The sequence below is a fragment of the Luteimonas sp. 9C genome (genome assembly GCF_902506295.1).
In the GTDB taxonomy this organism is placed as follows: Bacteria; Pseudomonadota; Gammaproteobacteria; order Xanthomonadales; family Xanthomonadaceae; genus Luteimonas.
Genome location: NZ_LR733312.1, coordinates 50,911 through 74,318, shown reverse-complemented (window position 1 = coordinate 74,318; position 23,408 = coordinate 50,911). Strand labels below are relative to the sequence as shown.

Here is a 23,408-nt window from a genome sequence, read left to right as displayed (position 1 = left end):
CGTCGACGGCCTTCGGTTAGACTGCCCGGCCCTTGCGTGACCCGCCGGCCGACTGGCCGACCTGCCTCCACAAGGAGCCCGATGCTCGAACTTCTCTTGGCCCTGCCCTTCGTGCTGGCGCTTGTCGTCGCGCTGTCGGCGAGTGCGTCACGCCGGACCATTGCATCGCTGGCCGGACTCGCGCCGCTGCTGGGACTGGGTGTACTCGCCCTGCTCGCCGGCGATGTCTTCGACGGCACCATCCTCAAGACCCAGTACGCATGGATTCCCGAGGCCGGGCTGGACTTCAGCCTGCGCCTGGACGGCTTGGCCTGGACGTTCGCGTTGCTGGTGCTGGGCATCGGTGGACTGGTGGTCCTGTATGGCCACTACTACCTGTCGGCCAAGGACAGCCCGCGTCGGTTCTTCACCTATCTGCTGCTCTTCATGGGCGCGATGCTCGGCATGGTCATCGCCGGCAATCTGCTGCTGCTCGCGGTGTTCTGGGAACTGACGTCGATCAGTTCGTTCCTGCTGATTGGCTTCTGGTCGCACCGCCAGGATGCCCGCCAGGGCGCGCGCATGGCGCTGACGATCACCGGGCTGGGCGGCCTGGCGCTGCTCGGCGGCGTGCTGCTGATCGGCCGCATCGTCGGCAGTTACGACCTCGACGTCGTGCTGGCCTCCGGTGACCTGATCCGCGGCAGCCATCTGTACCCGTGGGCGCTGGCGCTGGTGCTGCTGGGCATCTTCACCAAGAGCGCGCAGTTCCCGTTCCACTTCTGGCTGCCGCATGCGATGGCCGCGCCGACGCCGGTCTCGGCATATCTGCACTCGGCGACGATGGTCAAGGCCGGCGTGTTCCTGCTCGCCCGCCTGCACCCGGCGCTCGCGGGCACGGACCTGTTCTTCTACGTCGTGACGAGCGTCGGCGCGACGACGCTGCTGGTCGGCGCCTGGTTCGCGATCTTCCAGCACGACCTCAAGGGCCTGCTCGCCTATTCGACGATCTCCCATCTCGGCCTGATCACCCTGCTGTTCGGGATCTCCACCGAGATGGCGGTGGTCGCGGGCCTGTTCCACATCCTCAACCACGCGACGTTCAAGGCCTCGCTGTTCATGGCCGCGGGCATCATCGACCACGAATGCGGCACGCGCGACATGCGCCGGCTCGGCAATCTCAGACGCTGCATGCCGATGACCAGCGCGCTGGCGATCGTCGCGTCGCTGGCGATGGCCGGCATTCCGCTGCTCAACGGATTCCTGTCGAAGGAGATGTTCTTCGCAGAGGCACTGGAGATCGGCGGGCACGGCACGATGCGGCTGGTCCTGAGCATCGCGGCGCTGCTGGCCGGCATCTTCGGCATCGCCTACAGCCTGCGCTTCGTGCACGACACCTTCTTCGGCAAGGGCCCGCGCGCGCTGGACGTAGTGCCGCACGAGCCGCCGCGCTGGATGCGCATTCCGGTCGGCGTGCTGGCGATCCTGTGCGTGATCGTCGGCATGATCCCCGCGCTGACGGTCGGTCCGCTGCTGCACACCATGGTGCGCGGCACGCTCGGCGACGCCGCGCCGGCGTTCAGCCTGTCGGTCTGGCACGGCTTCAACCTGCCGCTGATGATGAGCATCGCCAGCCTGGTGCTGGGCGTGGCGCTGTACTTCGGCCTGCGCCGGCTGCTGGATTTCCATGCGGTGGTCACCCGCTCGATCGGCCGCAACGCGTTCCACGTCAACGTCGAGGCGCTGTTCGCGCTGGCGCGCCGGTTCACCGAGCGGGTCGCCAACGGCAGTCTGCAGCGCAGCCTGTTCCTGATGATCTGCGTGGGTCTGCTGCTGGTCGGCGTGCCGATGCTGGGGCGGACGCTGCCGCTGCTGGCCGGACTCGGCACGCCGCAGCCCCTGCCGGTGATCGGCTGGATCCTGTGGGGCCTGCTGGTCGCCGCCACGATCGGCACCGTGCTCGTGCACGGCAAGCGCCTGACGGCCCTGATCGTCATCGGCGCGGTCGGCCTGGCGGTGAGCCTGGTGTTCGTCTACCTGTCGGCGCCCGATCTCGCACTGACCCAGCTGCTGGTCGAGATGGTGACGATCGCGCTGATGATGATGGCGCTCAACTACCTGCCCAAGCAGTCCAAGGTCTCGCGACGTCCGCTGCGCAAGCTGCGGGATGTCGGGATCTCGGTCGTCGCCGGCGGCGGCCTGGCGGTGCTGGCCTACGCGATGATGATGTCGCCGGCCGACAGCATCTCCAGCGAACTGCTGCTGCGCTCGTTGCCCGAAGCCTACGGCCGCAACGTCGTCAACGTGATCCTGGTCGACTTCCGCGGGTTCGACACCTTCGGCGAGATCGCGGTGTTCGGCATCGCGGCGCTGGTGGTCCACGCCCTTCTCCGCTGGGCGCGCCTGAAACCCGACGAGATCATGCCCGGTCCGCCGGTGCAGCTGCCCATCGCCGCGGACCTGACCCAGCTGCTGTTCCCGCTGGCGCTGACGGTGTCGATCTATCTGTTCCTGCGCGGCCACAACGCGCCGGGTGGTGGCTTCATCGCCGGGCTGGTGTTCGCCGTGCCGGTGCTCATGAAGTACGTGCTGCAGGGCGCACGCGCGGTGGAAGCGACCTTCGGCTTCGACTACATCCGCGGCATCGCGATCGGTCTGCTGCTGGCCGTGCTCGGCGGTGTGGGCTCCTGGTGGTTCGGCGTGCCGTTCATGACCAGCGGCCACGTCGACCTGGAGCTGCCGGTGATCGGTCTGCTGCCGCTGGCCAGCGCGCTCGTATTTGATAGCGGTGTCTACGTGGTGGTCTTCGCCGGCACCCTGCTGATGCTCTCCACGATGGGCACCGTCAAGCACCGCCAGGCCCAGGAGGAGACGCCCTGATGGAATTCGCAATCGCCTCCGCCATCGGCGTGCTCGCCGCTTCCGGCATCTATCTGCTGCTGCGCGCGCGCACCTTCGATGTGATCCTCGGACTCACCCTGCTGTCGTATGCCACGAACCTGCTGATCTTCTCCGCCGGCCGCCCGGTCGTCGGCAAGCCGCCGGTGCTGCGCGACGGCGTGGCGGAGACCCTGGCCCAGTACTCCGACCCCCTGCCGCAGGCGCTGGTGCTGACCGCCATCGTCATCGCGTTCGCGATGACCGCGGTCACCGTGGTGATCGCGATGCGTGAGCACGCCGACCTGCACACCGACCACGTCGACGGCGAAGAGCCCGATGACGAGCGCCGCAGTGGAGGTGGCCGATGAACCACCTGCCCGTTCTGCCGGTCCTGGTGCCACTGGTGACCGGCGCCGTGCTGCTGTTGCTCGAGCGCCGCCATCGCATCTCGATCCAGCGCTTCTGGGCCTGGATCGGCATGGCCGCCCTGCTCGTCGTCAGCCTGATGCTCTTCATGCAGGTGCAGCGCGAGGACATGCTGGTCTATCTGCTCGGCGACTGGCCGGCGAAGCTCGGCATCACGCTGATGGTCGACCGGCTGTCGGCGCTGATGGTGCTGACCACGACGCTGCTCGCGATCCCCTGCCTGCTCTATGCCTGCGCAGGCTGGGACAAGCGTGCGCTGCATTTCCACGCCCTCTTCCAGATGCAGCTGGCCGGTCTCAACGGTGCGTTCCTGACCGGCGACCTGTTCAACCTCTTCGTGTTCTTCGAGGTGATGCTGATCGCGTCCTACGGTCTGCTGCTGAGCGGCGCGCGCGGCGCGCGCATCAAGGCCGGCATGCATTACGTGGTGTTCAACATCGCCGCGTCCGTCGCATTCCTGATGGCGCTCGGTCTGCTCTACGGCATGCTCGGCACGCTGAACATGACCGAGATGGCGGCGCGCATCGCGGTCGCGCCGCCCGAGCGGACGATGCTGATCCACGCCGGCGCCGGCCTGCTGTTGCTGGTGTTCTGCGCCAAGGCCGCGCTGCTGCCGCTGTACCTGTGGTTGCCCGAGGCCTATGCGCGTGCCCCGGCGGCGGTGGCCGCGCTGTTCGCGGTGATGACCAAGGTCGGGCTGTACGCGATCCTGCGCGTGTACACGCTGATGTTCGGCGACACCGCCGGCCCGATGGCGAACTTCGCCTGGGACTGGCTGCTGCCCACCGGCGCGGTGACGATCGTGCTCGCCGCGCTGGGCGTGATCGGCGCGCCGCGCCTGCGCATCGGCGTGGCCTACCTGGTGCTGCTGTCGGCGGGCACGCTGTTCGTGGCGTTCTCGCTGGCCAATGCCGGTGCGATCTCGGCGGGCCTCTACTACCTCGCCCACAGCGTGTTCGTCAGCGCGGCGCTGTTCCTGCTGGCCGACATCATCCAGCGTCATCGTGGCAACAACGGCGACTATCTGATGCCGATCGCCGCGATGCCCAACAAGACGCTGCCGGCGGCGCTGTTCCTGGTCGCCGCGGTGTCGATCGCCGGACTGCCGCCGCTGTCGGGCTTCATCGGCAAGCTGCAGCTGCTCAATTCGGTGCCAGAATCGCAGACCGCCTGGATCTGGGCGGTCATCCTGGGCAGCAGCCTGATGACGATCATCGGCCTGTCGCGCAGCGGCACGCGCCTGTTCTGGCGCATCGACCCCGCGCCGTCCGGTGCGGCTGCACAGGCGCCGGCGTTGCGGCGCTCGGAAATCGGCGCCACCGTGCTGCTGCTGGGTTATGGCGTGGCGATGACCGTGTTCGCGTCCCCGGTGCTGCGTTACACCGATGCCACCGCCGCGCAGTTGCTGGACGTGGACACCTACATCCAGACCCTGCGCGAGACCGCACCGCAGATCCGGGAGCCGTCGCCATGAAGCGCCGCATGCTGCCTTCGATCCCGCAGAGCCTGACGGTCTTCGCGTTCTGGCTGTTGATGGCCCAGGACGTGAGTCCGGGCAACATCGTCATGGCATTGCTGCTGGCATGGCTGATGCCGCTGCTGGCCAGCCGGCTGGAACGCGAGTTCGCGCAGCTGGGGCGCCTGCGTGGCGGCTTCCGCCTGATCGGCCGCCTGCTGGTCGACATCGTCATCGCCAACGTCACCGTCGCCCGGCAGGTCCTGGGGCCGGAGTCGAAGCTGCGTTCGCAGTTCATCTGGATTCCACTGGATCTGACCAACATCCACGGCATTTCCGCGCTGGCCAGCGTGATCACCCTGACCCCGGGCACCGTGTCGGCCGAACTGTCGGACGACCGCAAGCACCTGCTGGTGCATTGCCTGAGCACGGACGATCCGCAGGCCCTGATCGCAGAGGTCAAGTCGCGTTACGAGGCGCCGCTGAGGGAGATCTTTCCATGACGATCATCGACATCGCCATCATCGCCGGCATGCACGTCGTCGGCATCGCCATGCTGCTGTCGTTGTGGCGGCTGCTGCGCGGCCCGACCGCGCCTGACCGCATCCTGGCGCTCGACACGCTCTACATCACGGCGATCGCGCAGTTGATCATGTTCGGCATGCTGCTCGACACCGAAATCTATTTCGAGGCCGCGCTGATCATCGCGATGCTCGGGTTCGTGGGCACGGTTGTGCTGAGCAAGTACGTCATCCGCCGGGACATCGTCGAATGAGCGGCGTCTTCGAGATCGTCGTCATCGGTCTGCTGGCCATCGGCTGCTTCTTCACCCTGCTCGGTGGCGTGGCGATGGTGAAGCTGTCCGACTTCTTCCGTCGCCTGCACGGCCCGGCAAAGGCCAGCACGCTCGGCGTGGGCTGCATCCTGTTCGCGTCGATCGTCTACCACTGGGTCAACGGCAGCGGGGTGCATCCGCGCGAGATCCTGATCACGGTGTTCCTGTTCCTGACCGCCCCGATCAGTGCCCACGTGATGTCGCGCGCCGCGCTGTCGCTGATGGACGACCGGCCGCCGCACCCGGATCGCACGCCCGACGCCGACGAGCGCGTGGTCGATCGCGAAGATCCGGCGCCACGCGATCGCGACTGATCCGGGCCGCGGGCAACCGCGACCCGGACAGCCCGACGTCAACCGCAGCGTTCGACGTAGTCGACCTGCGGTGGCACGCCGATCCGCCAGCCGGTGACCTTGCCGGCTGCATCGGTCTCGAATACCAGCGCGGACGTGCCACCGGCGGTGTCGGTCACGCGCAGCGTCTGCGCGCCTTCGACGTACTTGTGCGGCGACGCTTCGACGCGACCTGCATACAGGCGCTCGATCTCCGCGCGTTCCATGCCGACCTTGCCGCCACCGGGCGCCGTGTAACCCTCGTTGCCGACGTCGATGCGCGAGAACTTGTCGCCTTCGATCATGAAGCCGATGGCGTAATCTGTCGTGCCCATCTGCGGCGGCGTCAGGTAGTAGCAGCCGCCCGGCTCGGACGGACTGGCATCGCCGAGATCGTTGCCCCAGGCCATGCGGACCTGCTCGGCATCGCTGCCAAACGCGGCCGGTCCGAAGCCCTGGAACGTCACGACGCCATCGACGACGGCGGGCACGTTCGTACCCATCGCGTTGGCCGGCGGCACGTGCGCGTCGGGCTGGTCACCGGCGGGCGCAGGCGCCCCGGAGACGGCCGGTGCGGAGACGACGGGCCCTGCTTCGGCGGGTGGCGCCTCGCGCTGGCAGGCGGCGAGGGCGAGGGACAGCACGGCGATAGCCGGCAGGACGCGGTAGACATGCATGCGACAGCTCCTGGAAGGTGACGGCCGCGAGACTAGCGCGCGCGCGTGAACAGGATGTGGCTTGCGGTGCGCGCGCGAACGGTGTGGCCGTCCCCGCCGGTCAGGTGCGCGGCGGCGTGAAGTTGCGCTGCAGACCCGCCCAGCACGCCTGGTAGTCGCCCTGGCGGTGCACGGCGTCGAGTGCCTGTCGCGTCGGCCGGATCACCGCACGCGTTTCGAACATGAACGCCATCGTGCCGCTGATGACGTCCGGCTTCGACAGATCGGCCGCGCTGGCCTTCTCGAACGTCGCCGCGTCCGGCCCGTGCCCGCTCATGCAGTTGTGCAGCGAGCACGCGCCGGGCGAGAACCCGTCGGCCTTGGCGTCGTACTGGCCGTGTACCAGCCCCATGAACTCGCTGGCCACGTTGCGGTGGAACCACGGTGGGCGGAACGTGTCCTGCGCCACCAGCCAGCGCGGCGGGAAGATCGCGAAATCCATGTTCGCCGTGCCGGGTGTGTCGCTCGGCGAAGTGAGCACGGTGAAGATGCTCGGGTCGGGATGGTCGAAGCTGATCGAGCCGATGGCGTTGAAGCGGCGCAGGTCGTACTTGTACGGCGCGTAGTTGCCGTGCCAGCCGACGACATCCAGCGGCGAATGGTCGATCGGCGCCTGCCACAGATGCCCCTGGAACTTGGCGATCAGGGTGAAGTCGCCTTCGACATCTTCATAGGCCGCGACCGGCGCGAGAAAGTCGCGCGGATTGGCCAGGCCGTTCGCGCCGATCGGGCCGAGATCCGGCAGGCGCAGCGCATGGCCCTGGTTCTCGCAGACATAGCCGCGGCTCGCGCCGTCCGGCAGTTCGACGCGGAAGCGCACGCCGCGCGGGATCACCGCTACTTCCTGTGGCTCGACCTCGAGCACACCGAACTCGGTCGCCAGAGTCAGCCGTCCCTGCTGCGGCACGAGCAGCAGCTCGCCGTCGGCGCTGTAGAAAAAACGGTCCGTCATCGACGTGTTCGCGGCATAGACGTGGATGCCCACGCCCTCGTGCGCGCCCGGACCGCCGGTACCGGCCATCGAGAACAGGCCGTCGACGAAATCGACCGGCGTGTCCGGAATCGACAACGGACTCCAGCGCATCTGGTCGGGCGGGACCGGGCCGCGATCGAAGCCGTCGTGGAAGCGTGGCTGCTGGTACGGCGCGAACGTGCCGTGCATCGCCGCCGGGCGGATGCGGTACAGCCAGCTGCGCCGGTTCTCGCCGCGCGGCGCGGTGAACGCCGTGCCCGAAAGCTGCTCGGCATACAGGCCGTGTGCCACGCGCTGCGGCGAGTTGCGGCCCACCGGCAGCGTGCCCGGCTCGGCTTCGGTCGCGAATTCGTTGCCGAAACCCGACATGTAGCCGCGCGGGCTCCGCTGATGCGTGTCGCCCAGCGGAAGTGCAGTCACCGTGTCGTCCGTCGATGCGTTCATCGCTTCACCCGAAAGAATGTGTCGCCGCGCAGCCTGCACGTGCAGGCGCGCGGCTGGAGCAGACCTGTCGCCCGCGCCGTCCCGCGCCGCACCGGCGCGGGACGCGTTTCAACGGCTGCGTCAGAGCACGCCGCGCTTCATCTGGTCGCGTTCGATGCTCTCGAACAGCGCCTGGAAGTTGCCTTCGCCGAAGCCTTCGTTGCCCTTGCGCTGGATGATCTCGAAGAAGATCGGGCCGAACGCGTTCTGGGTGAAGATCTGCAGCAGCTTGCGCTGCTTGGTCTCGGGATCGGCGTCGATCAGGATCTTGTTCCGGCGCAGACGCTCGACGTCCTCGCCGTGTGCGGGAATACGCTGGTCGATGACGTCGAAATAGGTCTCCGGCGTGTCGAGGAACGCAATGCCCTGCTCGCGCATGCGCTCGATCGACGCGTAGATGTCGTCGGTGAAGCACGCGATGTGCTGGATGCCCTCGCCCTTGTAGGCATCGAGGTATTCGTTGATCTGCGACTTCGGATCGTTCGACTCGTTGAGCGGAATGCGCACCACGCCATCCGGCGCGGTCATCGCCTTAGACTTCAGCCCGGTCTTCGCGCCCTTGATGTCGAAGTAGCGGATCTCGCGGAAGTTGAACAGCTTCTCGTAGTAGTCCGACCACTTCTGCATGTTGCCGAAGTAGAGGTTGTGCGTGAGATGGTCGATGAAGGTCAGGCCGAACCCGGTCGGGTTCTGGTCCGCGCCGTCGATCGCGACGTAGTCGTCGCCATAGATCGAACCCGCGCCACCGTAGCGGTCGACCAGGTACAGCATGCAGTCGCCGATGCCCTTGACCACCGGCGCGTCGACGGCCTTGGTCGATTCGCGCGGGCCGATCGCTTCACCGCCGTTCTCCAGCACCTTGCCGTAGACCGTGTCGGCCGGCTGCTGGAAGCGGATCGCGAAGCCGCAGGCAGACGGACCGTGCGCCTTGGCGAAGTCCGCGGCGAAGGAATCGGGGTCTTCGTTGAGCAGGAAGTTCACCCCACCCTGCCGGTACACGGTGATCGCCCGCGACTTGTGCTTGAGCACCGCGGTGAAACCCATGTTGCGGAAATAGGTGTGCATGAAATCCGCCTGGCCCGCAGGCGCGGCGAACTCGACGAACTCGAAGCCGTCGATGCCCATGGGGTTCTCGAACGTGGTCACTTCCATGCCGAGATTGGGTGCGGTGTGTGCGTGAGCGCTCATGGGATACTCCATCGCGATGGGGCCGGCCCGGACGGGTGCGGCGTCAGACCCTCCTTTATAGTTACGAATGCAACCTAATTGCAAGGCGCATCGCACCATGACCCACGCCGCGGCCTCTCCTGCTGCTCCGAACGCTTCCGACGACGCCCACGCAGGCCACGGTCATCTGAGCCTCGATCTCGAGCAGTTCCTGCCGTATCGGCTGAGCGTGCTGACCAACCGCATCAGCCGGGGCCTGGCCGACATCTACAGCGAGCGCTTCGGCATCAGCGTGACCGAGTGGCGGGTGATCGCGGTGCTGGGCCGCTATCCGGGCCTGTCGGCCAATGGCGTGGCCGAGCGCACGGCCATGGACAAGGTGGCGGTGAGCCGCGCGGTCGCGCGCCTGCTCGAACGTGCCCTGATCGAACGCGAGATGCACGACAGCGACCGTCGCCGCTCGGTGCTCGAACTCAGCGAGGCCGGCCACGCGGTCTACGACGTCATCGTGCCGCTGGCGCTGGAGTACCAGCGCAGCGTGCTGGCGCCACTGGACGAGGCCGAGCGTGCGGCGTTCGCGGCCATGATGACCAAGCTCGAGGCGCCGCTGAAGGACTGAGTCGACGCGCAACGCGTGTCCGCCCACGCATGCCGCAAACGAAAACAGCGCCCGGGGGCGCTGTTTTCGTGTAGCTGAACGCGTCCGGTTACGGACGGCGTTCCTCGTCGAGCTTCGGACCGGTCGCAATCGGCTCACCGATGCCGTCCTGGCCCGCGAGCGACGCGTCGTCGTCCTTGAGTGTGTCCAGGTGCATCAGGCGGCGGATCAGCGGCGCGATCAGCACCATCAGCACGCCGACGCCGACCGCGAGCCAGCCGACGTTGGAGTAGACCTCCATCACCCGCTCCACGCCGCCGCCTTCACCGCCGGTGGCGGCCGAGATCAGGCCGGCCGCGAAGTTGCCGGTCGCCGAGGCGAAGAACCAGGTGCCCATGATCAGGCTGGCCATGTGCGCCGGGGTCAGACGATTCATCGCCGAGAGACCCACGGGCGACAGGCACAGTTCGCCCGTTGTATGCAGCAGGTAGATCAGGAAGATGAAGAGCACCGGCGTCAGCGCGCCCGGGCCGGCGGCGGCGGTGCCGGCCACCAGCACCAGAAAGCCGAGGCCGACCTGCACCACGCCGAGGCCGAACTTGGTCGGCGTCGACGGCTCCCAGCCGCGCTTGGCGAGCCACATCCACAGGATCGCGAACAGCGGGCCCAGGGTCACGATGTAGATCGAGTTGATCGACTGGAACACCGAGGCCTGGACTTCGAAGCCGAAGATGTTGCGGTCGACCGAGCGGTCGGTGAACAGATTCAAAGACGAACCCGCCTGCTCGAACAGCGACCAGAACAGGATCGATCCGAAGATCAGGTACAGCGCGGCATAGATGCGGTGCCGCTCCTCGCGCTCGAGCTTGAACACCGACTGGTACAACACGTAGACCACAAGCGCCGCGCCGGTGCCCATCAGCAGGAAGCCGACCAGCGCCTGGTACTGGATCAGCAGCCAGACGACGCCGACGGCGACGAAGCTGACCAGATACAGCAGCCACTCGAATTTGATGCCGAAGACCGGGCGGGCGAGCCGCGCGGGATCCTTCGATTCGCCGCGACCCATCAGCAGCGGCTTGCCAAGCACGAACACCACCAGGCCCAGCAGCATGCCGATGCCCGCGGCGCCGAAGCCGTAAGCCCAGCCATAGGTCTGACCGAGCCAGCCGGCGATGATCGCGCCGAGCGCCGCACCCAGATTGATGCCGATGTAGAAGATCGTGTACGCCGGATCGCGGCGGATATCGGTGCGCGGATACAGCTGGCCGACCATCACCGAGATGTTGGCCTTGAGGAATCCCGAGCCGACGATGATGAAGGAGAGCGCCAACCAGAAGATGTTGATCTCGGCCGCGGTCTGGCCGCCGTCACCTTCGAACGCCATCAGGAAGTGCCCGAAGGTCAGCAGTACCGCGCCGAACACGACGGCCTTGCGTTGCCCCAGGTAATGGTCGGCCAGGTAGCCGCCGATCACCGGTGCGATGTACACCAGCGCGGTGTAGGCGCCGTAGATCACCGAGGCCTCGGAATCCGAGAACATCCAGTGCTGCACGAGATAGAAGATCAGCAGCGCGCGCATGCCGTAGTAGGAGAACCGCTCCCACATTTCGGCGAAGAACAGCACGAACAGGCCGCGCGGATGGCCGAGGATGGTTTTCTGTTCCTCGGCGGCGTACGGATTCATTGACACGTAGGGCGACTCCTGACGTTGATCGAGTGCCCCGGGACCGGGCCCGGGCGACGCGCTAACTTAGCGGCGCCCGGACCACATGGAAAGTGACCATTGCCACCCCCGCAGGCCGACGCGCGTCGCATCACGTCCGCCCGCCGATGTCATCTGCGCATTCAGCCGACCGGGTAGGTGTAGCTCGCACCCACGCCCAGCGGCAGGCCCAGCGCCCAGAAGCCGAGCAGGAAGGCCGACCACACAATCAGCAGCGTGATCGAGAACGGCAGCATCAGCGCCAGCAGCGTGCCGATGCCGCTCGACTTCACGTAGCGCTGGCAGAACACCACGATCAGCGGGAAGTACGGCAGCAGCGGCGTGATGATGTTGGTGCTGGAATCTCCGACGCGGTACGCCGCCTGGGTGAGATCGGGCGAGATGCCCAGCTGCATCAGCATCGGCACCATGATCGCGCCGATCAGCGCCCACTTCGCCGACGCCGAGCCGACCAGTAGATTCACGAAACCCGACAGGAACACGATGCCGACCAGGGTGACGCCGGTTGGCAGGCCCAGCGCCTGCAGGCCGTTCGCGCCCTTGATTGCGAGCAGCGCGCCGAGGTTGCTCTGGCCGAAGGCATAGATGAACTGCGCGGCGAAGAACGCCATGACGATGTAGTAGCCCATGCCGCTCATCGCCTTGCTCATGCCGGCGATGATGTCGCGGTGGCTCTTGACCACGCCGGACGCGTAGCCGTAGACGATGCCCGGCACGACGAACAGGATGAAGATCAACGGCACGATCGATTGCATCAGCGGTGCGTTCGCGACCAGCAGTTCGCCCGCGCCCGTCGCCGCATCCGCCGGCGCGCGCCAGGCCGAACCGGCGCCGAGCGCCGTCGCCGCAACCGCGACCGCGACCAGCACCATCGCCAGCACCGCCATCCACAGGCCGCGCCGTTCGCGCGCGGTGAGTGCCTCCATCGTCGGCATTTCGCTGGCATCGCCGTCGACCACGGTGGTGCGCAGGCGCGGCTCGATGATCCGGTCGGTCAGGAACCAGCCGACCAGAACGATCAGGCCGGTCGATGCGGTGGTGAAATAGTAGTTGTTGAGCGGATTGACGATGACCGACGGGTCGATGAGGTTCGCAGCCTCCTGGGTGAGACCCGACAGCAGCGGGTCGAGGCTCGACGGAATGAACGTCGCCGAGAAGCCGCCGGAGACGCCGGCGAACGCGGCCGCGATACCGGCCAGCGGATGCCGCCCGGCGGCATAGAAGATCACCGCGCCCAGCGGGATCACCAGCACATAGCCCGCATCGACCGCGACGTGGCTGAAGATGCCGACCGCGATCAGCATCGGGGTGAGCAGCATCTTCGGCGTCACCGACAGCACCGCGCGCAGCGCCGCATTGATGAAACCGGTGTGCTCGGCGACGCCCAGGCCCAGCATCGCCACCAGCACCACGCCCAGCGGCGCGAACGTCACGAAGGTGCGGACCATGTCCGCCATGAACGTGGTGAAGCTGGTGCCCTCGAGCAGATTGCGGATCTGCAGTGGATCGCCGCTGCGCGGATCGATCTCGCTGAAGCTGACGTTGGCCAGCAGCGCCGAGACCACCCACACGACCAGCATCAGGCCCAGAAACAGCACCGCGGGATCGGGCAGTTTGTTGCCCACCCGTTCGACGGCATCGAGAAAACGGGCGACGATGCCGCGCGGTGCGGCGATCTCGGGACTCGGCTGGCTCATGCGATGGTCTCCCCTGCTGGCTTGCGACCCGGCATCCTAGCAGCCCCGCTTCGCGTGTCGCCGCGCCGGCCGGACCCCTTCCAACGAAAAACCCCGGCACGTGGCCGGGGTGTTCCGTCGATCCGTGTCGACGATCAGGGCGTGTAGCTGGCCCGCACCGTCAGGCGACCGAAGGCGCGCGTGCCGACGACGCGCACGTACCACGTGCCCGCCTGCGGCGCCGCGAGCGTCACCGTTTCGTTGTTGCCCGGACGCTGCGAACGCAGCTGCCAGGCATCGACCGTCGGCAGCACGTCGCGGCTGGCGTAGAGCGACACGTCGCCCGTGCCGCCCGCGGTGAGGATGCGCAGGTTGCGCGCACCGGCAGGCACATCGATGCGGAACAGACGCGATTCGCCCGCCGCCCCCTCGACGCCGCCGACCTGCACGCCGTTGACCAGCGGCTGCGCGGCCATTGCCGGATCCTCCACGATGGACACCGAGGCGACGGCGCTGTCGTCGGTCGCGTCGGGATCCTGGGTCTGCGAGGTCGCGGCGACGGTCAGCGTCACGGTCTCGTCGATCAGTGCCGCAGGCGCGACCGCCGACAGCGCGAACACCGCCTGCGCTGCGTCCGCCAGCGTTTCGCTGCTGCACGACAGCGTGGTCCTGCCGTCGGCCACGGCCGGCGCATCGCAGCTCCAGTCGGCGGGCGGCGTGACCGTCAGATCGTCGAGCTCGGCGTCGAGCACCGCGCCGAAGCCCGGGAACTGCGCGGCATCCGGACCGGCGTTGACCAGCATCGCGGTGAACGCGAGCGCGTCGCCGGCGAACACGTCCGCGTTGGCCGCCGCCACGGTGATGCCGAGATCGGCAATCGTCGCCGGCTGCAGACGCACCAGCAGCACCGTCGGATCGTGATCGGAGAGCCGCGTCGGCGTGGCCGCATCGTTGCGCGCGACTTCGGGGAAGTCGGCATTGATGCGCGCATGGCTGATCTCGAGGCCGACGATCGCCGGCGAATCCACCAGCGCCTGGTTCACCAGCACGTGGTCGAGCGACTGCGCCTGGTAGTCGAAGACGAACGAGTAGCGCTCCTCGGCAGATGCCTCCAGGGTCATGTTGAGCAGCGAGGGCGCGATCAGCACCGCACCGTCGTTGTCGACCGCGGTTTCGCCATCGGCCGACGGCAGGCCGGTCACCGTGCCCATCGCATCGACGTAGCCGTCGTTGAACTCGAATGCGTTGAAGTCACCGAGCACCACGATCTCGCGCGCCGGATCGTCCTTCTGCATGCCGTCGATCAGCGTGGCCAGATACTCGGCCTGCTTCTGGCGCTTGTCGCGCACGCGCTGGCCGGCGGTCGCCCAGCCGTTGCTGCCCGCCGCATCGTCCTCGATGCCGCTGAGCGAGCGCTGGTGGACGACGATCGCGGTGAACGGATAGCGACGGCCGTCGGTGAAGTGCGCCACGGCGTCGAGCACCAGCGGCGGACGGTCGTTGAGCACGCTGGTCGAACCGTTCGGATTGGTCAGCACGGCATCGGCGCCTTCCTGCGTGACCTGCGCGACTTCGATGCGGGCGACGCTGCCGACCGACGCGGTCTTGACCAGGAAGCCGACGTCGATGCCGCCGACGTCGAAGCCTTCCTCCAGATACGCGACATACCCCGGATCCGGCTGTCCCGCGGCCACCGCATCGGCGTTGATGCGACTGGCGAGGGTGCTGAGCACCGACAGGTTTTCCACCTCGGTCACGCCGAGCACGTCGGGCGTGTGCAGGAATGCACGGATCCCGATCGACGCCTTCGACAGACGCCGCTCCAGCGCGGCCGGCGTCAGCGTCGGACCACTGTTGGCGTCGTTCACCGTGTCGAAGAACCGCTGCAGGTTGTAGGTCGCGAAGCTCACGTGGTCGGGACCGGGCAGCATCGACGGACGCGGTTCGCCTCTGACGCTGCAGTCGCTGGTGAGCGCGCCTTCCGGATAGATCGTGTAGCGGCGGAAGGTGTAGTCGAGCGGACCGGTCAGCGAGCCGCCGGTGATGCGGCAGCCGGCGGCCAGGTCCGCAGCCGGTGCGCCGATGGTGGTGCTGTTGACGGCGATCAGTTCGGGATTGAAGTCCCAGCGCGGAATGTTCGGCGCCGTGCTGCCCAGCGGGTCGGGATTGGGAATCTGGATGCCCGGCTCGCGGAACGGACGCGCCGTCCCGGTGACGACGACCGCGAAGCGGCCATTGCTGCTGCCGCTCGCCTGCGCTTCGTTGGTATTGCCCGTGGTCGGTGCGACCACGGTGAAGCTCGGCGCGGTCACGCGCATGCCTTCGAGATGCTCCAGCTGGCCGAGGCCGCCGGTGGCGTTGGGCATGTCGCTGGTCAGTGCGATCGCGGCCGGCAGCGGGCGGCCCTCGGCCAGCTTGACCACCGAGGCGTTGGCGATCTGGGTCAGCGGCAGCTGCAGCGGATCGGCCGCCGGCACGAACTCGAGCACCGTGCCCTGCACCAGCACCGCATTGCCGACCGCGGCATCGGCCGACGGCGGGCTGCTGGTGAACACGAACAGGCCTTCCGATGTGGCCGGATTGCCATCGTCCTCGCCGTCCGGCGTCTGGATGAAGAAGCCGTTGTTCTTGCGGGCGGTGACGATGCCCGTGGTGGCGACCGGCTGGCCTTCGACCGGCGAGCGGTCCCCGCTGCCCTGGATCGCGTGGATCGCAAGCGTGGCCACGTCGTCGGTGAGGATCGTGACCACCGCCTGGCCCTTGGCGATCTCCGCGCCGGCCACCTCGCTCAGATTGACGTAGAACACCTCGTCCGGCTCGACGGTCTCGTCGCCGACGACGTCGATGCTCAGGGTCAGTTCGCGCTCGCCCTCGGCGAAGGTGATCGTGCCGGTGCGGGCCACGTAATCGCTGTCGGCCACTGTCGCGGTGCCGTCGGCGGTCGTGTAGGTGAAGCGCACGCCCTCGGGGCCCGCCGGCTGGTTCAACGACACGGTCAAGAAGAACGGCGTGGTGCCGCTGTCGCCCTCGGCGCCGCTGGCGTCGGTGATGCTCAGAAAGCGCGTGCCGCCTCCGCTGCAGACATTCGGCACACTGGACGCATTGCGCGGCGCCGGTGCACCGGACGCGAAGTCGGCGGCATTGTCGTCGGTGTCCGTGCAGCCGTCGCCGGCGCGCAGGATCGACGTGCTGTTGCTCGGTGCCGGTGCGGCACCGCTGCCTTCGAAGAAATTGGCGCTGCCGAAGCCGACCAGATCGAGGATCAGGGCCAGCTGCGCGGATGTGCAGGCGGCGCTGCCGCCATTGCAACCCAAGGTGGTGGTGGTGTCAGCCAGGGCGATCTTGCCGGCCGTGCCGGACATGTTGATCGTGCCGGTGGCATCGGACGTCGGCAGCGGGGCGCCGGTCGCGCCGCCGGCCAGTCCGACGAGGAAATAGCCGCCGGCCGGAATTTCGACATCCGGCAGCACGACGATCTGGCTCGGACCCGAGCCGAAGTTGCCGGTGCCGGTGGCGCTGGCGTACTGGAGCGATTTGCCACCAAGCGAGACCGGCAGATCGCCGGTGTTGAACAGCTCGACGAAATCCGCATTGAAGGGCGCGCCGCCGTTGCCACCGCCGCCATAGACCTGGCTGACGACGACGTCCGCATGCGCGACGCCTGCGCCGCAACACAGCAACAAGGCCGACAGGAGCCGGCTAGTGGTTCGAGTCATGTGTGAATCCCCTGGAGTCCCCGGGCGAGAGCGCCCCGCGCCGGATTGTGCCGGGGTTGCATGGCGATTGCATGACGCAGGGCGGCACTTCCCGCCGCGACACGTCAGCGCGCCGGCCGGCAGGGGCTGCGGTACCCTGCGCCGATGACGATCGACCGCAACCAGCGCCCCCTCGAGGACGGCATCCACCGCGACCTGTCGGGCCGCATCACCTACGGCGGCTACCTGCGCCTGGACCTGCTGCTGGCCGCGCAGCAGCCGCTGTCGCAGCCGCCTCACCACGACGAGATGCTGTTCGTCGTCCAGCACCAGGTGTCGGAGCTGTGGCTCAAGCTGCTGATCCACGAGCTCTCGGCGGCGATCGGCCACCTGCAGCGCGACGAGGTGTGGCGCTGCCGCAAGGTTCTGGCGCGCTGCAAGCAGGTGCTGCGCCAGCTGACCGAGCAGTGGTCGGTGCTGGAAACGATGACGCCGGCCGAATACCTGGAGTTCCGCGATGTGCTGGGCCCGTCATCGGGCTTCCAGTCGCTGCAGTACCGCACGGTCGAATTCCTGCTCGGCAACAAGAACGCGGCGATGCTCGACGTGTTCGCGCACGACACCGACGGCCAGGCGGCGTTGCGGACCGTGCTCGACGCGCCCGGCCTCTACGACGAATTCCTGGGCTACCTCGCCCGCTGGGACCATCCCGTCGACCCCCGTCATCTGCAGCGCGACTGGCGCCAGCCGCACACTTTCGACGCGACGCTGGTGCCGGTGTTCGAATCGATCTACGAAGACACCGACCGCTACTGGCGCGAATACGCGCTGTGCGAAGACCTGGTGGATCTGGAAACCCAGTTCCAGCTGTGGCGCTTCCGCCACATGCGCACGGTGATGCGCATCATCGGTTTCAAGCGCGGCACCGGCGGCTCGAGCGGCGTCGGCTTCCTGAAACAGGCGCTGGAGCTGACCTTCTTCCCGGAGCTGTTCGAAGTGCGCACGCACGTCGGGCCCGGGCGCGGCAGCGACGCCTGAGCGCACGTGCACCGCCCGCCAGCGGGCGGCTCAGCCGGCGCGTGCCTGCCGGTCCAGCCACACCGCGAGGCCCTGCGCATTGATCTCGATGTCGCCGCCGAGGATCGCCTGCACGCGCGCCGCCGCGTCCTCGATGCCGTGCGTGACCGCGCGAGCCGTGTAGAGCCACGTTAAGCCGTCGACGATACGGTCATGCCGATCGGCATGCCCGTGTGCATCGCGGGCGATGGCGACCATCGCGTCGATCTGCGCGTGCAGATCGGCGGCGAGGCGCGTGCATTCGGTGACCTCGCCGTAATGCGCGATGCGGATCGACACCGGCGACTTCGCAATCAATTTGTCGACCGAGGCATGCATCTGCTCGGGATCGAACTGCACCGGGGAGGTCGTCGGCAGGATGAAGGCGCCGTTCGCGGTGTCGAGCTCGCGATACGACAGGCCGAACGTGTCGCCCGCGAACCAGCTGCGCGTCGCGGCGTCCCAGACGCTGTAGTGATGCAGGGCGTGGCCAGGCGTGTCGATGCACAGCAGCGGACGCCCGGCGAGTGCGACGACGTGCCCGTCCTCGGCGATGACCACGCGGTCTTCGGCGACCGGCAGCATGCCGGCGTGGTCGCGCGCGAACATCTCGTCGCCGTAGACGGCTTTCGCCCCGGCGATCAGTTTCGTGGGATCGATCATGTGCGGCGCGCCGCGCGGGTGCACGACGAGCGTCGCATTGGGCAGCGCGCGCATCAACGGACCTGCCGCGCCGGCATGGTCGAGATGCACATGCGTGACCATCAGCCAGTCCACCGCGTCGCGCGGCACACCCGACGCATCGATCGCATCGAGCACGGTCTGCGCGCAGGTCGCGGTGCCGCAGTCGATCAGCGCCGCGTGCCCCCCGGATTCGACGAGATAGGCCGCGCACAGGCCGGGGCGGACGTAACCGGTATCGATGATCGTGATCGCGTGATCGTGCATCGCGCGTCTCCCGTTGGACAGAACGGACAGTCTAGGACGCGCGGCGTCGAGAGCCGATGCGGCCCTGGTCGACGCCGCTCAGGGACGAGGCCGCAGCACCCGCCTGCGCAGCGCGAATGCGGTGCCCAGCACCGCGAGAAACACGCCGTATCCGACGGCGGTGGCGAGAATCTGCGCCCACATGGACCCGTGCCCGCGGTCGGCGACCGCGTGCGCCCAGTGGATCGACAGCACGAACGCGACGACCGACGCGGCGAGGCTGACGAGGTCGAACACGACCCGTCGTATGCCGCGCGGCTGCCGCGGCACCACCCAGAACAGCGCACCGAGAATCAGGAACCACGGCAGGAACAGCAGCAGCGCCAGATTCTGGGCGACGGTCGGGTTCACGAGGCGGCCTTCTCGGCCTCGGCGGCGGCCAGTGCATCGAGTGCCGCCTGGACGTCGGTGGTCTCGACCCTGTCGCCAAGACTGACGGGCGCATCGGCGAGCGCGAGTTCACCGCGGCGCAGGCGCGCGATCGTCTGGCCCGCATCGCGCGGCGCATCGAAGGCCGCGCTCTGCAGCAGCACCCGCTCGCCGTCGACGAGCTTGAAATAGAACTTGCCGTCGGCTTCGCGGTACTGCTTGAACGCCGGCGGCGCGGCCTTGGCGGATGCGGGCGCATCGGAGGGAATCGACGCGGCACTGCCGAGGTTGCGCAGGCCCACCGCATCGCGCAGCTCGCGCAGCAGGGGAATGGCGTAACGCTCGCGCAGACGCTGGCCGCCATCGCGCAGGATGTCCTCGATGTCGCCCGGCTTCGCAATCAGATCCTCGTAGCGCGCGCGCATCGGCGCGATCTCGCGCTCGACGACGTCGAACAGCTGCTGCTTCGCATCGCCCCAACCGATGCCGTCGGCGAACGCCGCGGCAAACCCCGCGGTCTCGTCCGGCGTCGCGAATGCCTGGTAGAGCTGGAACAGCGCCGAGCCGTCGGTCGACTTCGCTTCGCCGGGCATCTTCGAATCGGTGAGGATCGAGAACACCAGTTTCTTCAGCTGCGCCTGCGGCACGAACAGCGGAATCGTGTTGTCGTAACTCTTGCTCATCTTGCGACCGTCGAGACCCGGCAGCGTCGCCACGTTGTCGTCGATCGCCGCTTCGGGCAGGTTGAACCAGTCGCGGCCGTAGACGTGATTGAAGCGCTGGGCGAAATCGCGCGCCATCTCGATGTGCTGGATCTGGTCGCGACCCACCGGCACGCGGTCGGCGTTGAAGATCAGGATGTCGGCGGCCATCAGCACGGGATACATGAAGAGGCCCGCCGTCACTGCGGCATCGTCGTCCTCGCCGTCGGCGCGGTTCTTGTCGACCGCGGCCTTGTAGGCGTGCGCGCGGTTGAGGATGCCCTTGCCCGCCACGCAGGTCAGCAGCCACATCAGCTCGGTCGTCTCCGGCACGTCGCTCTGCCGGTAGAACCACACTTTCGACGGGTCGAGCCCGGCCGCGAGCCACGTCGCCGCGATCTCAAGCGTCGAGCGCTGGGTGCGCGCCGGGTCCTGCGCCTTGATCAGGCTGTGCAGGTCGGCGAGGAAATAGAAGCTCTCGGTGTTCGGCGCGCGGCTGGCGGTGATCGCAGGGCGCACCGCGCCGACGTAGTTGCCAAGGTGCGGCGTGCCGGAGGTGGTGATGCCGGTGAGGACGCGCTGGGGACGCTGGGACATGGGCTGCAGGCTGCGGAAATCAGGCCGCCAGTCTAACCGCTGGCCGGCCCGCGACCGGCCGTAACCCCATCCGGTACGCGGAGCCGTTTGTCCTCGCACCTTCCCGCGAGAGATCCGCCATGTGCACATCCCGTTCCGTCCGTTCCGCCGCCCTCTGGCTGCTGCTGGGCAGCCTGCTGGCGATGCCCGCCGCGCATGCGGCCCGTGCCTGGAAGGCGGGCGAGCGTGTCCGCATCGAAGTGGTCGACCGCGACACGGGCAGCACCGCGCAGCCCGTGACCTACCGTGGCGACACCTGGATTGCCGGCACGCCGGGCGCGCCGTACGCGATCCGCCTGACCAACACGACCGGCAGCCGCGTGCTGGTGGTGCTGTCGGTCGACGGCGTCAACGCGATCAGCGGCGAGACCGCCTCACCCTCGCAGACCGGTTACGTGCTCGCGCCCTGGCAGACGACCGAGATCACCGGCTGGCGCAAGTCGCACGACGATGTCGCACGCTTCGAATTCGCGGCACTCGCCGACAGCTACGCCGCGCAGACGGGGCGGCCGGACAACGTGGGCACGATCGGCATCGCCGTCTTCGGCGAACGTGCGCCGCCCAGCCCCATCGCATCGCGAGCGCCTGCCCCGGCACCGCAATCGCGCCCGGCGGACGCAGCGCGCGGGCGCACCGCACCGGCGGCAGAGGCGGTCGCTGCCGAATCCGCCGCGTCGGACATGCGCGCCGAGCGTCAGCGCCTCGGCACCGGACACGGCGCGCGGGAATGGGCGCCGGTGACATCGACCGCGTTCGAGCGCGCCACGCGCACACCCGTGCAGGTCACCACCCTGCGCTACGACAGCGTCGATACGCTGGTGGCGCGCGGCGTGCTGCCCCGACATCGCGCCTGGGCGCAGGCGCATCGGCCGGACGCGTTTCCGGGCGGCTTCGTCCCGGATCCCTGAGCCATCCGGACGTCGGCGTGCCGCACATGCAGAAGGACCGGCCTGGACCGGTCCTTCTGCGGGAGAACACATTGACAATGCGCATCCGCGTCACGCGGAACGCACCGGGCGCCTCAGCTGTCGAGCGTCTTCTCGAACTCCTTGACCTCGCGTTCGGCGCGGTCGCGCTCCCAGCCGTACTTTTCCTGCAGCTTGCCCGCGAGATACTTGCTGTCACCGGCCGCGACGTCGAACACGTCGTCGGTCAGGTCGCCCCATTTGGCCTGCGCCTTGCCCTTCACCTGGGTCCACTTGCCGGCAATGATGTCTTTGTTCATGGCGATCGATCCTGTCTTCGGGGGAATGCGGCGCGGCTGCAATGGCGCATGCGTGCTCCGTGACCGCGAGGTCACCTTCGCATCGTGGCCATCAAACCCGGGTCGAGGATTCGTAAGTCGGGTCGTCATCTCGCTGAGTGAGCTCCGCTGGCGCGGAGTCCGCGCGCAAAAAAAAGGCCGGCATGCATGCCGGCCTTCTTCGTGCGATGGACTGCGTGGATCAGGGACGCGTGGTGGCGCCGGTGCTGTTGGCGCTGTCTTCCACCTTCTCGCCCACCTTCTGCACGTCCTGGCCGGCACCCTTCATGGTGTTGCAGGCGGTCAGGGTGCCAACGGTGAACATGGCGAGCAGCATCAGTGCGGTCAAACGCTTCATGGGATTCTCCAGGGATTCCGGTTTCGTGGCGAACAGCTGCGGACTTCCGCAACCATGGCGCGACTATAGGAACCCGCCTTGTGAAAGCCGCGTGCACCCGTCGCGCGCATCCCGACCCGAGTTCAATGATGCATCGGTGGCGTGAACCCGGCAGGTTCAGTCGCGCATCAAAGTCGACTTGCCGAACAGGCTTTCCACCAGATCGACCGCCAGCTCCGCGGTCGCATTGCCCTGGTCCAGTGCGGTGTTCACCTCGACGATGTCCAACGACCCCAGACGCCCGCTGTCGGCGATCATCTCCATGACCAGCTGTGCCTCGCGGTAGTTGATGCCGCCCGGCACCGGCGTCCCCGTACCGGGCGCGATGGTCGGGTCGAGCACGTCGACATCGAAGCTCACATGCAGGTGCGTGTCGTCGTCGAGGCCCTCCAGCGCCTCCTCGACCACGCGACGCATGCCGACCTCGTCGATGTAGCGCATGTCGTAGATGTCCAGACCGTGCTCCTTGACCAGGCGCTTCTCGTCGGGATCGACCGAGCGGATGCCGATCTGGCGGAACTGCGCGACCTGCATCGAGGGCGACACGCCGCCGAGGCCGGTCAACGCATCCGGCCCGATGCCGCACAGGCACGCCACCGGCATGCCGTGCACGTTGCCCGAGGGCGTGATCTGCGAGGTGTTGAAATCGGTATGCGCGTCCAGCCACAGCACGCGCAGCTTGCGGCCCGTCGTGCGACAGTGGTTGGCGACCGCGGCGATCGAACCGATCGCCAGGCAATGATCGCCGCCGAGCATGATTGGCATGCGTCCGCGTGCGAGCTCTGCGCTGGACGCTTCGAGCACCGCGCGATTCCAGGCGACGACTTCGTCGAGATGGCGATAGCCCTCGCGCGGTCCGGTCCACGGATTCTTCGGCCCCTTGAGATCACCGAGGTCGTCGACATCGACGCCGCGCGCGATCAGTGCCTCGACCAGGCCCGCGACGCGCAGGCCTTCGGGGCCCATGGATGCACCGCGGCGACCGGCACCCACGTCGGTGGGCACGCCGAAGATCGACACCTGGGAATTCGTCTGCTGCATGACCTCTCCTGAGCGAGTGCGCCGCCGTCGCACGCA

At 67.8% G+C, this 23,408-nt stretch carries 21 protein-coding genes; 9 read left to right on the top strand and 12 right to left on the bottom strand.

The window, feature by feature from the left end:
• Nucleotides 1-81 precede the first annotated feature (81 nt).
• The 6 genes from CURTO8I2_RS00355 to mnhG are packed head-to-tail and all read left to right on the top strand — an operon-like array spanning nucleotide 82 to nucleotide 5,890.
• The gene (locus CURTO8I2_RS00355; protein ID WP_159677716.1) at nucleotides 82-2,859 is read left to right on the top strand and encodes a monovalent cation/H+ antiporter subunit A; all 2,778 of its coding nucleotides are present in this window, start codon (nucleotides 82-84) and stop codon (nucleotides 2,857-2,859) included.
• Complete coding sequence (locus CURTO8I2_RS00350) at nucleotides 2,859-3,227, top strand: Na+/H+ antiporter subunit C (RefSeq protein WP_159677714.1); 369 nt, start codon at nucleotides 2,859-2,861, stop codon at nucleotides 3,225-3,227. The genes CURTO8I2_RS00355 and CURTO8I2_RS00350 overlap by 1 nt, the downstream gene beginning before the upstream one ends.
• Complete coding sequence (locus CURTO8I2_RS00345; RefSeq protein ID WP_159677712.1) at nucleotides 3,224-4,759, top strand: monovalent cation/H+ antiporter subunit D; 1,536 nt, start codon at nucleotides 3,224-3,226, stop codon at nucleotides 4,757-4,759. Before CURTO8I2_RS00350 ends, CURTO8I2_RS00345 begins: the two co-directional genes overlap by 4 nt.
• Nucleotides 4,756-5,244, top strand: a complete 489-nt coding sequence (locus CURTO8I2_RS00340; protein WP_159677710.1) for a Na+/H+ antiporter subunit E — start codon at nucleotides 4,756-4,758, stop codon at nucleotides 5,242-5,244. Before CURTO8I2_RS00345 ends, CURTO8I2_RS00340 begins: the two co-directional genes overlap by 4 nt.
• Nucleotides 5,241-5,516, top strand: a complete 276-nt coding sequence (locus tag CURTO8I2_RS00335) for a K+/H+ antiporter subunit F (RefSeq protein WP_159677708.1) — start codon at nucleotides 5,241-5,243, stop codon at nucleotides 5,514-5,516. Before CURTO8I2_RS00340 ends, CURTO8I2_RS00335 begins: the two co-directional genes overlap by 4 nt.
• Nucleotides 5,513-5,890, top strand: a complete 378-nt coding sequence (gene mnhG / locus CURTO8I2_RS00330; protein WP_159677706.1) for a monovalent cation/H(+) antiporter subunit G — start codon at nucleotides 5,513-5,515, stop codon at nucleotides 5,888-5,890. Before CURTO8I2_RS00335 ends, mnhG begins: the two co-directional genes overlap by 4 nt.
• A 38-nt stretch (nucleotides 5,891-5,928) precedes the next feature.
• Here the strand turns inward: mnhG and CURTO8I2_RS00325 are convergent, their stop codons facing one another.
• The 3 genes from CURTO8I2_RS00325 to hppD form a co-directional block, all read right to left on the bottom strand.
• Nucleotides 5,929-6,585, bottom strand: coding sequence for a lectin (locus tag CURTO8I2_RS00325; RefSeq protein ID WP_159677704.1), 657 nt, complete (start codon nucleotides 6,583-6,585; stop codon nucleotides 5,929-5,931).
• Between the two features lie 100 nt (nucleotides 6,586-6,685).
• Nucleotides 6,686-7,966 carry a homogentisate 1,2-dioxygenase gene (gene hmgA, locus CURTO8I2_RS00320; protein WP_159681478.1) on the bottom strand — a complete coding sequence of 427 codons (1,281 nt, stop codon included), beginning with the start codon at nucleotides 7,964-7,966 and terminating at the stop codon, nucleotides 6,686-6,688.
• A 195-nt stretch (nucleotides 7,967-8,161) separates the two neighbouring features.
• On the bottom strand, nucleotides 8,162-9,268 hold the full coding sequence (gene hppD / locus CURTO8I2_RS00315; RefSeq protein WP_201295450.1) for a 4-hydroxyphenylpyruvate dioxygenase: 1,107 nt from the start codon (nucleotides 9,266-9,268) through the stop codon (nucleotides 8,162-8,164).
• 97 nt (nucleotides 9,269-9,365) lie between these two features.
• Here hppD and CURTO8I2_RS00310 point away from each other — a divergent pair, with 97 nt between their 5' ends.
• Entirely contained in the window at nucleotides 9,366-9,866 is a 501-nt protein-coding gene (locus tag CURTO8I2_RS00310) for a MarR family winged helix-turn-helix transcriptional regulator (protein WP_159677702.1), read from the top strand.
• Nucleotides 9,867-9,954: 88 nt separating this feature from the next.
• Here the strand turns inward: CURTO8I2_RS00310 and CURTO8I2_RS00305 are convergent, their stop codons facing one another.
• The 3 genes from CURTO8I2_RS00305 to CURTO8I2_RS00295 form a co-directional block, all read right to left on the bottom strand.
• Nucleotides 9,955-11,532: a peptide MFS transporter gene (locus CURTO8I2_RS00305; protein ID WP_159681476.1), complete on the bottom strand. Its 1,578-nt coding sequence runs from the start codon at nucleotides 11,530-11,532 to the stop codon at nucleotides 9,955-9,957.
• Nucleotides 11,533-11,693: 161 nt separating this feature from the next.
• The gene (locus CURTO8I2_RS00300; RefSeq protein WP_159677700.1) at nucleotides 11,694-13,268 is read right to left on the bottom strand and encodes an AbgT family transporter; all 1,575 of its coding nucleotides are present in this window, start codon (nucleotides 13,266-13,268) and stop codon (nucleotides 11,694-11,696) included.
• Nucleotides 13,269-13,402: 134 nt separating this feature from the next.
• On the bottom strand, nucleotides 13,403-16,963 hold the full coding sequence (locus CURTO8I2_RS00295) for a pre-peptidase C-terminal domain-containing protein (protein ID WP_159677698.1): 3,561 nt from the start codon (nucleotides 16,961-16,963) through the stop codon (nucleotides 13,403-13,405).
• 144 nt (nucleotides 16,964-17,107) lie between these two features.
• Between CURTO8I2_RS00295 and CURTO8I2_RS00290 the strand changes: the two genes are divergently transcribed.
• Nucleotides 17,108-17,980: a tryptophan 2,3-dioxygenase family protein gene (locus CURTO8I2_RS00290; RefSeq protein ID WP_159677696.1), complete on the top strand. Its 873-nt coding sequence runs from the start codon at nucleotides 17,108-17,110 to the stop codon at nucleotides 17,978-17,980.
• Between the two features lie 30 nt (nucleotides 17,981-18,010).
• Here the strand turns inward: CURTO8I2_RS00290 and CURTO8I2_RS00285 are convergent, their stop codons facing one another.
• The 3 genes from CURTO8I2_RS00285 to CURTO8I2_RS00275 form a co-directional block, all read right to left on the bottom strand.
• Nucleotides 18,011-18,946 (bottom strand): MBL fold metallo-hydrolase, encoded by a 936-nt coding sequence (locus tag CURTO8I2_RS00285; RefSeq protein WP_159677694.1) that lies wholly within the window; start codon nucleotides 18,944-18,946, stop codon nucleotides 18,011-18,013.
• Nucleotides 18,947-19,024: 78 nt separating this feature from the next.
• Entirely contained in the window at nucleotides 19,025-19,336 is a 312-nt protein-coding gene (locus CURTO8I2_RS00280; RefSeq protein ID WP_159677692.1) for a hypothetical protein, read from the bottom strand.
• Complete coding sequence (locus CURTO8I2_RS00275; RefSeq protein ID WP_159677690.1) at nucleotides 19,333-20,652, bottom strand: tryptophan--tRNA ligase; 1,320 nt, start codon at nucleotides 20,650-20,652, stop codon at nucleotides 19,333-19,335. Before CURTO8I2_RS00275 ends, CURTO8I2_RS00280 begins: the two co-directional genes overlap by 4 nt.
• A gap of 119 nt (nucleotides 20,653-20,771) precedes the next feature.
• Here CURTO8I2_RS00275 and CURTO8I2_RS00270 point away from each other — a divergent pair, with 119 nt between their 5' ends.
• Nucleotides 20,772-21,599, top strand: a complete 828-nt coding sequence (locus tag CURTO8I2_RS00270; protein WP_159677688.1) for a hypothetical protein — start codon at nucleotides 20,772-20,774, stop codon at nucleotides 21,597-21,599.
• Between the two features lie 113 nt (nucleotides 21,600-21,712).
• Here the strand turns inward: CURTO8I2_RS00270 and CURTO8I2_RS00265 are convergent, their stop codons facing one another.
• The 3 genes from CURTO8I2_RS00265 to rocF form a co-directional block, all read right to left on the bottom strand.
• Nucleotides 21,713-21,916 (bottom strand): CsbD family protein, encoded by a 204-nt coding sequence (locus tag CURTO8I2_RS00265; RefSeq protein WP_159677686.1) that lies wholly within the window; start codon nucleotides 21,914-21,916, stop codon nucleotides 21,713-21,715.
• 220 nt (nucleotides 21,917-22,136) lie between these two features.
• A complete protein-coding gene (locus CURTO8I2_RS00260) occupies nucleotides 22,137-22,292 on the bottom strand; it encodes an entericidin A/B family lipoprotein (protein ID WP_159677684.1) in 156 nt (51 codons plus the stop codon).
• Between the two features lie 156 nt (nucleotides 22,293-22,448).
• On the bottom strand, nucleotides 22,449-23,372 hold the full coding sequence (gene rocF / locus CURTO8I2_RS00255; RefSeq protein WP_159677682.1) for an arginase: 924 nt from the start codon (nucleotides 23,370-23,372) through the stop codon (nucleotides 22,449-22,451).
• Nucleotides 23,373-23,408 lie beyond the last annotated feature (36 nt).

Bases quoted from the DNA above. Each gene is read 5' to 3' on its own strand.
- CURTO8I2_RS00275 (WP_159677690.1), bottom strand. From the start codon at position 20,652: ATGTCCCAGCGTCCCCAGCGCGTCCTCACCGGCATCACCACCTCCGGC.
- CURTO8I2_RS00260 (WP_159677684.1), bottom strand. From the start codon at position 22,292: ATGAAGCGTTTGACCGCACTGATGCTGCTCGCCATGTTCACCGTTGGC.
- mnhG (WP_159677706.1), top strand. From the start codon at position 5,513: ATGAGCGGCGTCTTCGAGATCGTCGTCATCGGTCTGCTGGCCATCGGC.
- CURTO8I2_RS00285 (WP_159677694.1), bottom strand. From the start codon at position 18,946: ATGCACGATCACGCGATCACGATCATCGATACCGGTTACGTCCGCCCC.
- CURTO8I2_RS00310 (WP_159677702.1), top strand. From the start codon at position 9,366: ATGACCCACGCCGCGGCCTCTCCTGCTGCTCCGAACGCTTCCGACGAC.
- CURTO8I2_RS00345 (WP_159677712.1), top strand. From the start codon at position 3,224: ATGAACCACCTGCCCGTTCTGCCGGTCCTGGTGCCACTGGTGACCGGC.
- CURTO8I2_RS00295 (WP_159677698.1), bottom strand. From the start codon at position 16,963: ATGACTCGAACCACTAGCCGGCTCCTGTCGGCCTTGTTGCTGTGTTGC.
- CURTO8I2_RS00325 (WP_159677704.1), bottom strand. From the start codon at position 6,585: ATGCATGTCTACCGCGTCCTGCCGGCTATCGCCGTGCTGTCCCTCGCC.
- CURTO8I2_RS00350 (WP_159677714.1), top strand. From the start codon at position 2,859: ATGGAATTCGCAATCGCCTCCGCCATCGGCGTGCTCGCCGCTTCCGGC.
- CURTO8I2_RS00265 (WP_159677686.1), bottom strand. From the start codon at position 21,916: ATGAACAAAGACATCATTGCCGGCAAGTGGACCCAGGTGAAGGGCAAG.
- CURTO8I2_RS00270 (WP_159677688.1), top strand. From the start codon at position 20,772: ATGTGCACATCCCGTTCCGTCCGTTCCGCCGCCCTCTGGCTGCTGCTG.
- CURTO8I2_RS00355 (WP_159677716.1), top strand. From the start codon at position 82: ATGCTCGAACTTCTCTTGGCCCTGCCCTTCGTGCTGGCGCTTGTCGTC.
- hmgA (WP_159681478.1), bottom strand. From the start codon at position 7,966: ATGTCGGGTTTCGGCAACGAATTCGCGACCGAAGCCGAGCCGGGCACG.
- CURTO8I2_RS00290 (WP_159677696.1), top strand. From the start codon at position 17,108: ATGACGATCGACCGCAACCAGCGCCCCCTCGAGGACGGCATCCACCGC.
- CURTO8I2_RS00340 (WP_159677710.1), top strand. From the start codon at position 4,756: ATGAAGCGCCGCATGCTGCCTTCGATCCCGCAGAGCCTGACGGTCTTC.
- CURTO8I2_RS00300 (WP_159677700.1), bottom strand. From the start codon at position 13,268: ATGAGCCAGCCGAGTCCCGAGATCGCCGCACCGCGCGGCATCGTCGCC.
- CURTO8I2_RS00305 (WP_159681476.1), bottom strand. From the start codon at position 11,532: ATGAATCCGTACGCCGCCGAGGAACAGAAAACCATCCTCGGCCATCCG.
- CURTO8I2_RS00335 (WP_159677708.1), top strand. From the start codon at position 5,241: ATGACGATCATCGACATCGCCATCATCGCCGGCATGCACGTCGTCGGC.
- rocF (WP_159677682.1), bottom strand. From the start codon at position 23,372: ATGCAGCAGACGAATTCCCAGGTGTCGATCTTCGGCGTGCCCACCGAC.
- hppD (WP_201295450.1), bottom strand. From the start codon at position 9,268: ATGAGCGCTCACGCACACACCGCACCCAATCTCGGCATGGAAGTGACC.